This window comes from Pandoraea terrigena (genome assembly GCF_902459705.1).
GTDB lineage: Bacteria > Pseudomonadota > Gammaproteobacteria > Burkholderiales > Burkholderiaceae > Pandoraea > Pandoraea terrigena.
In genome coordinates this window covers 256,518-269,183 of sequence record NZ_CABPRU010000001.1, presented here as the reverse complement: position 1 = coordinate 269,183, position 12,666 = coordinate 256,518, and the positions used below count along the sequence as shown (strand labels likewise).

Below are 12,666 nucleotides of genomic sequence, written 5' to 3'. Positions count from 1 at the left end.
GATGAAAAATTTTAGCATAGCGCCCTTCTCGACGCTGACAGCCAGCGATGCGCCCCCCACCCCGGCGCCTCGCCCTGGGCCCCGTCCCGAGGCCCGTTCTGACGCCGTGGCCGGCCAAACCGCCCGTCACACCGCCACCGAGCACGATCCCCATCAGATCGGTGCTGACCGTGCGGAAATCAAGGACTGGCTGCGGCTATGTCACACGCCCGGGGTGCCGCCTGCCGCGGTGCGGCGACTATTGACGGTATTCGGCGTGCCCGAGGCGATTTTTCGTGCGCCGCGTGCCCGGCTCGCCGAGGTGTTGCCGGACGCCCTTGTGGCCAGGCTGCTCGCCCCGATGTCCGCCGAGCTGAATGCGCAGATCGCCCGCACGGTCGGCTGGGCCAGCCATCCCGGGTGTACCGTCGTGACGTTGTCCGAGCCGGTCTACCCGCGTGCGCTGCTGGCGCTTGGCGACGCCCCGCCGATCCTGTATTGCCGCGGCGACGCCGGCCTGCCCAACCGCGCCGGGGTCGCGGCGGCCCTCGTCGGCAGCCGCCGCGCCACGCCGCAGGGACGCGACAACGCGCGGCACTTCGCCCGCACGCTGGGCAACGCGGGCGTGAGCGTCGTGTCGGGGCTCGCGGCGGGCATTGACGCCGCCGCCCACGAAGGCGCGCTCGAGACGGCAGGCGGCACCTGTGCGGTGGTAGGCACCGGTGCCGATCTCGTCTATCCCGCCCGCCATCGCGCCCTGGCCGAGCGCATCGCCGAACGCGGCCTGTTGCTGTCCGCGTTTCCTGTCGGCACACCGCCCCGCGCCGATCATTTCCCACGGCGCAACCGGCTGATCGCCGCGCTCGCGCAATGCACCGTGGTCGTCGAAGCTACAACACACTCGGGCTCGCTGATTACGGCACGTCTGGCAGGCGAATTGGGCCGGGACGTGCTCGCCGTGCCCGGCTCGATCCACGCCCCGCAGAGCCGCGGCTGCCATACCTTGATCCGCGACGGCGCCACGCTCGCGACATCGCCCGAGGACGTCTTCGAAGCCCTGGGCATCGCACCGCCCGCCCAGACGGCCACGGAGCATCCGTCGAGAGATTCGGCGGACGGTGGCAACCCAGGAGACGCGCGCGCAAGCGGCCGCAGCAAACGCGCCCATGCGTCGCCCCGCCAGCCGTCTGCCAGCACACCACCCGATCTGTTCAGCATTCACGGCGACGGGCGCGCCAACGGCCCGCCACCCGCCCCAGCCGTCGTGGCGACGCGCACTGCCCCGTCACCCGGTATGGCAGCAGTCCTTGAAGCGCTGGGGTATGATCCGGTCAGCGCGGACGCCCTCTGCGGGCGTACCGGCTTGGCGATCACCGCAGTGCTCGCGCATCTGAGCGTGCTCGAGCTCGACGGCCATATCGCGCGGCTGCCCGGTGGGCGGTTTGCGCGACGCACCGCCCCGGGCGTACGCTAGCGAATGCCCCGGCCGCCGAGGCCAATGCCCGAAATGCGCCGCGCACCGCTGCGCCCCCTCCCAATTCCCGGATACCGACCTCACCGACACCATGCCCGTTTTCGATCCTGTCGCCGACCGTTCCGTGCTCGCCGCCACGCTGGCCGATGACAACACGCGTCTCGTGGCTTGTTTGTGCGCGGCGTGGTGCGGCACCTGCCGGGAATATGCGCTGGCGTTCGAACAGCTGGCAGCGCGCCATCCGGCGCTTTGCTTCGTCTGGGTGGATATCGAGACGCATGCCGACTGGCTCGACGATCACGACATCGAGAATTTCCCGACCCTGCTGGTTCAGGATGCCCGGCAGGCTACCGGACAGGCCCGCTTTTTCGGCCCCGTGCTGCCCGCCATCGGCATTCTCGAGCGTATGCTCGACACGCGCGTACTGGGCGACGCCACGGTCGCCGCCCCCGCGCTGCGCGAGCATTTGCTTGCCGGATAACGCCCGCCGGAACCGGGCGGCAAGCGCACTGGGCAAAGCCCGCGCCCCGGCCACGGTGGTGGCGCGGCGGCGGCACCGCCCGCGCTTGCCGCCGGCTTGCGACGCGCTTATGATGTGCCGCTTTCAGGCACGCCTTGTGCCCGATCCGACGGCAACGCCGGATTGGCTATATGTTATAAAGCCAACGAATGTCGCGTGGCGACACCTCCTCACCATTACCTAACGTCATGTCAAAAGCTCTGATCATTGCCGAGAAACCGTCTGTCGCGAATGACATCGCGCGGGCGCTGGGCGGCTTTACCAAGCATGACGAGTACTTCGAGAGCGACGACTACGTCGTCTCGTCGGCGGTTGGCCACCTCGTCGAAATCGGCGCGCCGGAAGACTATGAAGTCAAACGCGGCAAGTGGAGTTTCGCCAACCTTCCCGTAATTCCTCCGCATTTCGACCTCAAGCCGATCGCCAAGAGCGAGTCGCGTCTGAAGGTGCTCACCCGGCTCATCAAGCGCAAGGATGTGGACGTCCTGATCAACGCCTGCGACGCGGGACGCGAAGGGGAGCTGATTTTCCGCCTGATCGCCCAGCACGCGAAGGCGAAGCAGCCGGTCAGGCGTCTGTGGCTGCAATCGATGACGCCGCAGTCGATTCGCGACGGCTTCGGTCGTCTGCGCAGCGACGACGACATGCTGCCGCTGGCCGACGCCGCGCGCAGCCGCGCCGAAGCCGACTGGCTCGTGGGCATCAACGGCACGCGTGCCATGACGGCGTTCAACAGCAAGGGCGGCGGCTTCTTCCTGACGACGGTCGGTCGCGTGCAGACGCCGACGCTGTCGATCGTGGTCGAGCGCGAAGAGAAGATTCGCAAGTTCGTATCGCGCGACTACTGGGAAGTGCACGCCGATTTTGTTGCCTCCGCGGGCTTTTACGCGGGCCGCTGGTTCGATCCGAACTTCAAGCGCAACGAATTCGATCCGGAGCAGCGCGATTCGCGCCTGTGGAGCGTTGCGGCGGCCGAATCGGTCGTGGCGGCGGTGCGCGGCAAGCAGGGCACGGTCACGGAAGAGTCGAAGCCGTCGACGCAACTCTCACCGCTGCTGTTCGACCTGACGAGCCTGCAGCGTGAGGCCAACGGCCGCTTCGGCTTCTCCGCGAAGAACACGCTGGGCCTGGCGCAGGCGCTGTACGAAAAGCACAAGGTGCTGACATACCCGCGTACCGACGCGCGCGCCCTGCCGGAAGACTATCTGGCCACCGTCAAGGAGACGATGGCCGTGCTCAAGGAGAGCAACAATTACCACCAGTTCGCCAACCAGATCCTGAACAAGGACTGGGTCAAGCCGAACAAGCGGATCTTCGACAACAGCAAGATCAGCGACCACTTCGCCATCATCCCGACGCTGCAGGCGCCGAAGAACCTCTCTGAGCCGGAGCAGAAGCTGTACGACCTCGTCGTCAAGCGCTTCCTGGCGGTGTTCTTCCCGGCGGCCGAGTACCAGGTGACGACCCGGATCACGGAAGTCGTGGGTCATCACTTCAAGACTGAGGGCAAGGTGCTCGTCAACGCCGGTTGGCTGGCCATTTACGGCAAGGAAGCACAGGGCGACGGGAAAGACGGCAAGGAAGAGCAGTCGAACCTCGTGCCGGTCGCGAAGAACGAGAAGGTCGGTGTCGACAAGGTGGAAGCGGTCGGCCTGCAAACCAAGCCGCCGGCGCGCTACAGCGAAGCGACGCTGCTCTCGGCGATGGAAGGCGCGGGCAAGCTCGTCGAAGAGGGTGAGTGGCGCGAGGCGATGGCGGGCAAGGGTCTGGGGACCCCGGCCACGCGCGCGGCCATCATCGAAGGATTGCTGACGGAAAAGTATCTCGTGCGTGAAGGCCGCGAGTTGCATCCGACGGCCAAGGCCTTCCAGTTGATGACGCTACTGCGCGGGCTCGGCGTGGACGAACTCACGCTGCCCGAGCTGACGGGCGAGTGGGAAGCCAAGCTCTCGCAGATCGAGCGCGGCGGCCTCAAGCGTGACGAATTCATGCACGAGATCGCGCAAATGACGCAGACCATCGTCAAGCGCGCGAAGGAATACGACTCGGACACGATCCCCGGCGACTACGCCACGCTCAGCACCCCCTGCCCGCATTGCGGCGGCGTGGTCAAGGAGAACTACCGGCGCTTCGCGTGCACGAACTGCAGCTTCTCGATCTCGAAAATCCCCGGCGGGCGACAGTTCGAAATCCCGGAAGTCGAAGACCTGCTCAAGAACAAGACGATCGGGCCGTTGTCGGGTTTCCGCAGCAAGATGGGCCGCCCCTTCTCGGCCATTCTCAAGCTCTCGCCCGACGACGAGATGGGTTACAAACTCGAGTTCGACTTCGGCCAGGACAGCGGCGACGAAGACGGCGAGGCCCCGGACTTCACGGGACAGGAGCCGGTCGGCAAGTGTCCGAAGTGCGGCGGGAGCGTGTTCGAGCACGGCATGCGTTATGTCTGCGAGAACGCCGTCGCCAGCCCGAAGACGTGCGACTTCACGTCGGGCAAGGTGATTCTCCAGCAGGAAATCACGCGTGAACAGATCCACAAGCTGCTGACCGAAGGCAAGACGGATCTGCTGACGAACTTCAAGTCGTCGCGTACGGGACGCACGTTCAAGGCGTATCTGGCCAAGCAGAAGGACGGTTCCATCGGCTTCGAATTTGAAGCCAAGGCACCGAAGAAGACAGCGGCGAAGGCAGGCGATGCCGAGGCTGACGGCAAGGCCGCGCCGGCGCGCAAGACGGCAACGAAGACCGCGGCGGCGAAGGCGCCGGCCAAAAAGACGGCGGCCCGGAAAGCGCCGGCGAAAGCCAAGCCGGCCAAGAAGGACGCGACGTCCGGCGCATCGGACAACGCAGCCGTCGAGGACGACGAAGCGCCGTTCTAGGCGGATCGGATGTCGCATCGCCCGGTTGTCTCCGGGCAATGAAAACGGCCACTCCCTCGGGAGTGGCCGTTTTGCCATGTCATGACACGAACGACATCACACCGGAATCCCGGTGGTCGGTGCGCTCGGCGACGGGATCTTGGGCGGCACCCAGCGCTCGGCGGCCGAAATGCCTTCGTTCTGACGGAAGTACTCGACGGTAAGATCGATGAATCCGCGCGTCTTGGCCGACAGGTACTTGCGGCTCGGATAGACGAGCGAAACATCGACCGGCGTCTGTGAGTAGTTGCGCATCAACGCGACGAGATCGCCGTCGCGCACATCGTTACCCACGAGGTAGGACGGCAGGAACGCAATGCCGTGTCCCAGCAGCACCGACTGACGCAGCAGCGCCGTGTTGTTGCAGATGAACTTGTTCTGCACACGCACGCGCACCTCGCCGTCCGGGCCGGAAAACACGCGATCTTCGCTCCAGATGTCATTCGGCAGCCCGAGCACACCATGCTCACCCAACTCTTGCGGCGTCACCGGTTCGCCGTGCTCGGCGATATAAGCCGGCGACGCACACAACATCACGCGCGTCTCGGCGAGCACACGCGAAATCAGGCTTTCGCTGTTGATCATGCGCGTGAGCAGAATGCCGCAGTCGTAGCCCTCTTCCACCAGGTCGATCGCGCGGTCGGACAGCGTGAGGTCCACCACCACTTTCGAGTGCAGTTCCTGGTACTTCTTGACAAGCGGCGCGAGGTTGCGCAGCCCGAACGACACCGGAGCGACGACCTTCAGCGTACCTTTCGGATCGCGCGAAGCGCTGGAGATGAGGGCGTCGGCCTCGTCGACTTCGTCGATGATCTGCCGGCAACGTTCCAGATACACCTGCCCGGCGCCGGTCAGCGACAGGCTGCGGGTGGTGCGGTTGAGCAGGCGAACGCCAAGATGCGATTCCAGTTCCGCGACGTGCCGCGTGACCACGGCGGCCGACAGATCCATCTGGGCAGCCGTACGAGCAAAGCTCCCGTTGTCGGCTACTTTGACGAAAACGCGCATCGATTGCAGACGGTCCATGTAGTTTCCAATCGTGATGTGCCGCGTCGTACTGGCAGGGGCAAGCATGGGCAGGCCGGCCATTCACCGGCGCTGCGCCTACCCGCGGGCACCGGTCGGCCCCTCCGCCCGAGATCGTTCCGGGGCGAGCTGCGCGTGCCGCCAGGGCCGTCGACACGGCGGGGACTTCAATAAGGCGCTAGCTTACCGTAGGCGGCCAGAATTTGCCTGACGTGGCAATGATTTTGGTGCATGGCCACCCTGTGATACGTGCCGCTGCGCCCCTGGATTCGCGACCGAAGCCGGATGTCCCGCAACGCTCTCAGGCCGTCGTCACCGTCGCACGCCGCCCCCGAGCCGTCAGCCGGGGGTTTGACGCAGGTCAGGGCGCGGCGTTCGTCGCAACGCTACAGTCGAATATCCCCCATTGTTACAGGCCGCGTCATGACTCCGCCCCTCCCTTCGTCGACGGTTTGCGCCAACGCCTCAGCCGCCAGCAAACCGCATGACGGCGCGCCGTGCCCCGGCTGCGCGTCGCAGGCGTCGCCCGAAGGCCACGGCCGCTCACGATGCGGCACGCGCCCGGCGCTGCACAGCCCCGCAGCCGCCCCGATTCGCTTCGACGCGCAGTTGCTCGCGCGTTACGACGTGAACGGACCGCGCTACACGTCGTACCCCACGGCGCTGCAATTTCGCGAGACCTTCGGCGCGGGCGACTACGCGCGGGCGGCTGTACAGTCCAAGCGCACCGGCAAGCCGCTCTCGCTGTACGTCCACGTTCCGTTCTGCGACACCGTGTGCTTCTACTGCGCATGCACCAAGATCGTCACGCACAATCGCGCTCACGCGCAGGCTTACGTCGAGCGCCTGCATACGGAGATCGCGCGGCAGGCGTCGCTGCTTGGCGCAGGCCGCACGCTCGCGCAAATGCACTGGGGCGGCGGTACGCCGACATTCCTCTCGCTCGAACAGATGGCTTCGCTCATTGAAGTCATCGGGCGCCATTTCGTGATGACGCTTGACGACGACGCCGAGTACGCCATCGAGATCGACCCACGCAGCGCCGGCCCGGCGTCGATTCGCGCCTTGCGCGCGCTCGGGTTCAATCGCCTGTCCATCGGGGTGCAGGATTTCGACCCCCGTGTCCAGGCGGCCATTCATCGCGTGCAGCCGCGCGCGCTGGTCGAAGCCGCGCTCGACGCGGCGCGAAGCTGCGGTTTCCGGTCGGTCAACTTCGATCTGATCTACGGCCTGCCGTATCAGACGCCCGAGTCGTTCTCGAACACGCTTGACGCCGTGATCGAGATGGCGCCGGAACGCCTGTCGGTGTTCAGCTATGCGCATCTGCCGCAGCAGTTCAAGATGCAGCGTTGCCTGCCCGACGCCTTGCCGGACGGCCCGCAAAAACTCGCGTTGTTGCAGACGATCATTACCCGTCTGAGCGCAGCAGGCTATGTCTATATCGGCATGGATCACTTTGCGCGTCCCGACGACGATCTCGCCCGCGCACAGGCCGCCGGCACCCTGCATCGCAACTTCCAGGGTTACAGCACACGGGGCGATTGCGATCTCGTCGGCGTGGGCATGTCGGCCATCGGCCGCGTGGGCGATAGCTATGCGCAGAACGCCAAGACCCTGAAGTCGTATTACGCGGCCATCGATGCCGGTGGACTCGCGGTTGCGCGCGGCGTGCGGCTCGATGACGACGACCATCTCCGGCGCGATGTCATCTCGCGACTGATGTGTCACATGTCGCTGGACTTCGCCGCCCTCGAAGCGGCCCACGGGATCGATGTCGTTACCTACTTCGCGAGCGAGCTGGGCGAGTTGGCCGAACTGGCGGCCGACGGTCTCGTGGCCATCGACGCCCACGGGTTGCGCATCCTGCCGGCGGGGCGTCTGCTGGTGCGCGTCGTCGCTCAGGTCTTCGATCGCTATCGTCGCAGCGACGCCCACACGCGCTGCGCGAAAGTGATGTGAGCGAAGCGCGGCTTGCCCCATGAAAAAACGCCCGGCGAAGCTCACCGGGCGCTCTCACTGCCTGGGCGACAGAGGCGAATCAGGCTAACAACATTTCAGCAGCATCGTCCACCGCGCTTGCCACCGTAGCGCGCTTCCTGCCGCTCCCGGAAGAACGCCTCATAGTTCATGACCGGCTGATCCGGGTGCGTGGCCTGCATATGCGCAACATACGTCTCGTAGTCGGGCAGGCCAACCATCAGGCGCATGGCCTGCCCCAGATACCGGCCCACCTTACCGACTTCATCGAGCATGGCGTCGCCCCCGGTCTCAGACTTGACGGCCGGCCGGCATCGGCTCGAACGGCGCTTCGCGGGCCGTTGGCTTGTTGGCCTGGCGCGCCACGAGGATGGTGCGCACGCCGAAGATCGCCACGGACACGACCACGAACATGAACACGCCGGAGAGCGTTGCATCGACGTAATCGTTGAACACGATCCGCTGCATCTGCGCCACCGACCTGGCTGGCGCGAGCAACTTGCCGTCGGCGAGCGCCGCCTGATACTTCGCCGCGTGCGCAAGGAAGCCGACCTTCGGATTCGCATCGAACATTTTCTGCCACCCGGCCGTGAGCGTGCAGGCCAGCAGCCACAGCGTGGGCAGGATCGTCACCCAGGCAAAGCGCTCGCGCTTGAGCTTGTAGATCACGCACGTCGCGAGGATCAGCGCGATCGCGGCCAGCATCTGGTTCGAGATGCCGAACAGCGGCCACAGCGTATTGATGCCACCCAGCGGATCGACCACGCCCTGGTAGAGGAAGTAGCCCCACGCGGCCACACACAGGCCCGTGGCGATGAGGTTCGCGGGCCAGGAATCCGTGCGCTTGAGCGACGGCACGAACGTCCCCAGCAGATCCTGCAGCATGAAGCGGCCAGCACGCGTGCCCGCATCCACCGCCGTCAGGATGAACAGCGCTTCGAACAGAATCGCGAAGTGATACCAAAACGCCATCATCGCTTCGCCGCCGACCACCCGGTGCAGGATCTGGGCCATGCCGACAGCGAGTGTCGGAGCGCCGCCGGCACGCGAGATGATCGTGTTTTCGCCAACGGCGTGTGCGGTGGCGGTGAGCACGTCCGGCGTGATGGCGAAGCCCCAGCCCGAGACGACGTGCGCCACGGCTTCCGGCGTCGTGCCGATCAGGGCCGCTGGGCTGTTCATCGCAAAGTACACGCCCGGATCGATCACTGATGCCGCGACCAACGCCATGATGGCCACGAACGATTCCATCAGCATGCCGCCGTAACCGATGAAGCGCGCATTGACTTCGTTATCCAGCAGCTTCGGCGTGGTGCCCGACGAGATCAACGCATGGAAGCCGGACACGGCGCCGCACGCGATCGTGATGAAGAGGAACGGGAACAACTTGCCCGACCAGACCGGGCCGCTGCCGTCGACGAACTGCGTGAGTGCCGGCATCTTCAACTCGGGCGCGACGACCAGGATGCCGATGGCCAGCGCCATGATCGTGCCGATCTTCAGGAACGTCGACAGATAATCGCGCGGCGCGAGCAACAGCCACACCGGCAAGACGGACGCGACGAAGCCGTAGCCAATCAGCATCCACGTCAGTTGCTTGCCGTCAAACGTGAACAACGGCGCAAAGGTGGCGCTGTCGTGCACGTTCTGGCCGAAATAGATCGCGGCCATCAGCATCACGAAGCCGATGATCGACACTTCCCCGATGCGGCCCGGACGGATGTAGCGCGTGTAGACGCCCATGAACAGCGCGATCGGAATCGTCAGGCCCACGGTGAACGTGCCCCACGGCGAGCCCGCGAGGGCCTTGACCACGATCAGCGCCAGCACGGCCAGAATGATGATCATGATGAGGAACGCACCGAACAGCGCGATCACCCCGGGAACCATGCCGAGTTCGGACTTCACGAGGTCGCCCAGCGAGCGGCCGTCGCGACGCGTGGAGATGAACAGCACCATGAAGTCCTGCACCGCACCGGCGAACACCACCCCGGCGAGAATCCACAACATGCCCGGCAGATAGCCCATTTGCGCGGCGAGCACCGGGCCGACGAGCGGCCCCGCGCCGGCAATCGCGGCGAAGTGGTGACCGAACAGCACGTAGCGGTTGGTCGGCACGTAGTCCAGACCATCGTTATGACGCCAGGCCGGCGTCATGCGCGAGCCGTCGAGTTGCGCGACGCGCGACGCGATGAACTTGCTGTAAAAACGATAAGCGATCAGATACACGCAGACGGCCGCGATCACGATCCAGAGTGCGCTGACGCTTTCGCCGCGCGATAGAGCCACCGTGCCGAGCGCGCACGCGCCGACGACGGCCACCGCTGCCCAAGGCAGTTGTTGCCAGATGCGATTCATTGTCTCTCCTCGGAACTGCCTCCTTCAGGCAGCAACCCGGGACGGTGCCGTTGCGGCACTGCCCCGCCTCTTGACGCGGCGCCATGACAACGCCGTGGAACGTGGCTCACTGCGCGCGCCCCTCTTTCGGGGGTCTGCGCTCAGCGAGAACCGGCGGCATTGCGCGGCGCATCGGTATGTGACCATCCGACCTCACGCAACACTGGCGAGACGCTGGCGAGTTGCACTCGTCAGCCCCGGCCACGATTCGGCGTGTAGTATTGGCGTTTGCCCGCCCCGCCACAAGCGCGGAACTACGCAGGTCCGCTACGTGCTACTACGTAGCGAACCCCCGTGAAACGCGGCATTGCAGCCTTCCGAATGCCATGAATCTCCGACAGAAATTTTTCGTCCTGGCGCTGCTGCCGGTCGCCTTGGCGATGGTCGCCATCGCGCTGGCCGTGCGACACCAGGGCAACGAGCTTTCGAGCGCGCAGCACGACGCCGTGCAAACCACCTCGCTGGCCAACAAGCGCGCCGAGCTGCTGCATTACGTGGACCTTGCGCGCAAGGCCATCGAGCCGCTGTACGACGGCCCCGACACGCCCGCTGCCCGCGAGGCCGCCCTCGCCATCCTTGCGCGCCTGTCGTTCGGCAAGGACGGCTACTTCTTCGTCTACGATCTCAACGGCCGCAGCCTGATGCACCCGCGGCAACCCGAGCTTGTCGGCCACAACCTCTGGTCGCTCAAGGATGCATCGGGCGCGCCCACGATCCAGCGCCTGATCGCGGCGGCACGCGCCGGTGGCGGCTACGTGCAATATCCCTGGGAAAAACCGTCCCTGCACCAGATGGCGCCCAAGCTCGGCTATGTCGTCGCCCTGTCGCGCTGGAACTGGATGATCGGCACCGGGATTTATCTTGACGACGTCGAAGCCACGCTGCGCGAGTCGGACGACCGCGCGCAGGCGAACATCGACCGCACACTGATCTGGATCACCCTCATCGCGTCTTCGTGCCTGGCGATCGTGGCCTTGTGCGGGCTCGCGGTGAACATCAGCGAACTCAAGACCGCCGATGCGAAGTTGCGCCAACTCGCCCGTCAGGTGGTGGAATCGCAGGAGCTCGAGCGCGCGCGCATCTCGCGCGAGTTGCACGACGGCATCAGCCAGTTGCTGGTGTCGGTCAAGTTGCTGCTCGAGTCGGCGTCGATGCGCCTGCCGGGATCGCCCGCCGCAGCCAGCACCGCGCTGGGCGTCGCCATCGAGCGGTTGAATGGCACGCTCGGGGAAGTGCGACGCATTTCGCAGGCGCTGCGCCCGGCCATGCTCGACGATCTCGGACTGGCCGCCGCCATCGATCAACTCGCACGGGAATTCGGCTCGCATGCGGCCCTCCCGGTCGAGATGCAAGTCGAAGGCGACGCGCCCGTGCTGGACGACAACATCAAGACGATGCTCTATCGCATCGCGCAGGAGGCGCTGACCAACATCGAGCGCCATGCGCACGCGACGCGCGTCTCGATCCTGCTGAAGTTCAAGCCCAACGGCATTCATCTGTCGATTGCCGACGACGGTTGCGGCTTCGACGTCGCCGACGTACATCACAATCCCAGCCATGGCATCGGCCTGCGCAACATGCGAGAGCGGCTCGACGCCGTTGGCGGTGTGCTCGGCGTTCAGTCGTGGCCCGGTCTTACCACCATCAGCGCGTGGGTGCCCCTCACGCCCGCTGCCGTGAAAGCGGCGCTTCGAGCAACCTCACGCCCATGACGCAAGCGCATCCCATTCGACTGCTCCTGATCGACGACCACCCGCTTGTGCGCGACGGACTGCGCGCGCGCTTCGATGCCTCACCCAACCTGCAGGTCGTTGGTGAAGCCGGTAATGCACAGGAAGCGCTCACGCGGGCGAAGACATCGTCTCCGGATCTCGCGCTGATGGACATCAGCATGCGCGGCACGAACGGCATCGAACTGACGGCGCAGTTTCGCGAGCAGTTTCCGCACATTGCCGTGCTGATTCTCTCGATGCACGACAACGCCGAATATGTGCGTCAGGCGGTGCGTGCCGGCGCACGCGGCTATGTGCTCAAGGACGCCCCCGCCCACGAGATCGTGGCCGCCATCGAACGCGTGGCGCGAGGTGATTCTTACTACAGCGCCGCCATTGCCACGCGCGTGGTGCAGGCCTCGACATCGCACGCGCCCATCGATTCGCTCACGCCGCGCGAACGTGAAATCCTCTCGCGGATTGCGCGCGGATTGGCCAACAAGCAAATTGCCACGGAAATGGATTTGTCGGTCCGGACCGTGGAGACGCACCGGCTCAACATCAAGCGCAAGCTCGGTATCGAAGGACAAGCCGAGCTGATCAAATTCGCCGTGGAGAATCGACTGTAGCGCGCATGCCGGTCACTGGTCGCGCTCAGGTCCGCCA

At 65.5% G+C, this 12,666-nt stretch carries 9 protein-coding genes; 6 read left to right on the top strand and 3 right to left on the bottom strand.

Annotated elements, in window-relative coordinates:
• Positions 1–106 precede the first annotated feature (106 nt).
• The 3 genes from dprA to PTE31013_RS01105 all read left to right on the top strand — a co-directional run bounded on the left by dprA (position 107) and on the right by PTE31013_RS01105 (position 4,849).
• Complete coding sequence (gene dprA, locus PTE31013_RS01115; RefSeq protein ID WP_246173853.1) at positions 107–1,453, top strand: DNA-processing protein DprA; 1,347 nt, start codon at positions 107–109, stop codon at positions 1,451–1,453.
• Between the two features lie 91 nt (positions 1,454–1,544).
• Positions 1,545–1,934 carry a thioredoxin family protein gene (locus PTE31013_RS01110; protein WP_150610998.1) on the top strand — a complete coding sequence of 130 codons (390 nt, stop codon included), beginning with the start codon at positions 1,545–1,547 and terminating at the stop codon, positions 1,932–1,934.
• A gap of 227 nt (positions 1,935–2,161) precedes the next feature.
• Positions 2,162–4,849 (top strand): DNA topoisomerase III, encoded by a 2,688-nt coding sequence (locus PTE31013_RS01105; protein ID WP_150610997.1) that lies wholly within the window; start codon positions 2,162–2,164, stop codon positions 4,847–4,849.
• A 96-nt stretch (positions 4,850–4,945) separates the two neighbouring features.
• Here PTE31013_RS01105 and PTE31013_RS01100 read toward each other — a convergent pair whose 3' ends face one another.
• Complete coding sequence (locus tag PTE31013_RS01100; RefSeq protein ID WP_150610996.1) at positions 4,946–5,914, bottom strand: LysR family transcriptional regulator; 969 nt, start codon at positions 5,912–5,914, stop codon at positions 4,946–4,948.
• A 423-nt stretch (positions 5,915–6,337) separates the two neighbouring features.
• Here PTE31013_RS01100 and hemN point away from each other — a divergent pair, with 423 nt between their 5' ends.
• Positions 6,338–7,873 carry an oxygen-independent coproporphyrinogen III oxidase gene (gene hemN, locus PTE31013_RS01095; RefSeq protein WP_246173852.1) on the top strand — a complete coding sequence of 512 codons (1,536 nt, stop codon included), beginning with the start codon at positions 6,338–6,340 and terminating at the stop codon, positions 7,871–7,873.
• 95 nt (positions 7,874–7,968) lie between these two features.
• Here the strand turns inward: hemN and PTE31013_RS01090 are convergent, their stop codons facing one another.
• Positions 7,969–8,166 (bottom strand): YbdD/YjiX family protein, encoded by a 198-nt coding sequence (locus PTE31013_RS01090; RefSeq protein ID WP_150610995.1) that lies wholly within the window; start codon positions 8,164–8,166, stop codon positions 7,969–7,971.
• Positions 8,167–8,182: 16 nt separating this feature from the next.
• Positions 8,183–10,249, bottom strand: coding sequence for a carbon starvation CstA family protein (locus PTE31013_RS01085; protein ID WP_150610994.1), 2,067 nt, complete (start codon positions 10,247–10,249; stop codon positions 8,183–8,185).
• Positions 10,250–10,614: 365 nt separating this feature from the next.
• Here PTE31013_RS01085 and PTE31013_RS01080 point away from each other — a divergent pair, with 365 nt between their 5' ends.
• Entirely contained in the window at positions 10,615–12,000 is a 1,386-nt protein-coding gene (locus tag PTE31013_RS01080) for a cache domain-containing protein (protein ID WP_150610993.1), read from the top strand.
• Positions 11,997–12,629 carry a response regulator gene (locus PTE31013_RS01075; protein WP_150610992.1) on the top strand — a complete coding sequence of 211 codons (633 nt, stop codon included), beginning with the start codon at positions 11,997–11,999 and terminating at the stop codon, positions 12,627–12,629. Before PTE31013_RS01080 ends, PTE31013_RS01075 begins: the two co-directional genes overlap by 4 nt.
• Positions 12,630–12,666 lie beyond the last annotated feature (37 nt).

Coding starts and splice junctions, on each gene's coding strand:
- PTE31013_RS01110 (WP_150610998.1), top strand. CDS start 1,545: ATGCCCGTTTTCGATCCTGTCGCCGACCGTTCCGTGCTCGCCGCCACG.
- PTE31013_RS01105 (WP_150610997.1), top strand. CDS start 2,162: ATGTCAAAAGCTCTGATCATTGCCGAGAAACCGTCTGTCGCGAATGAC.
- PTE31013_RS01100 (WP_150610996.1), bottom strand. CDS start 5,914: ATGGACCGTCTGCAATCGATGCGCGTTTTCGTCAAAGTAGCCGACAAC.
- hemN (WP_246173852.1), top strand. CDS start 6,338: ATGACTCCGCCCCTCCCTTCGTCGACGGTTTGCGCCAACGCCTCAGCC.
- PTE31013_RS01090 (WP_150610995.1), bottom strand. CDS start 8,166: ATGCTCGATGAAGTCGGTAAGGTGGGCCGGTATCTGGGGCAGGCCATG.
- PTE31013_RS01085 (WP_150610994.1), bottom strand. CDS start 10,249: ATGAATCGCATCTGGCAACAACTGCCTTGGGCAGCGGTGGCCGTCGTC.
- PTE31013_RS01080 (WP_150610993.1), top strand. CDS start 10,615: ATGAATCTCCGACAGAAATTTTTCGTCCTGGCGCTGCTGCCGGTCGCC.
- PTE31013_RS01075 (WP_150610992.1), top strand. CDS start 11,997: ATGACGCAAGCGCATCCCATTCGACTGCTCCTGATCGACGACCACCCG.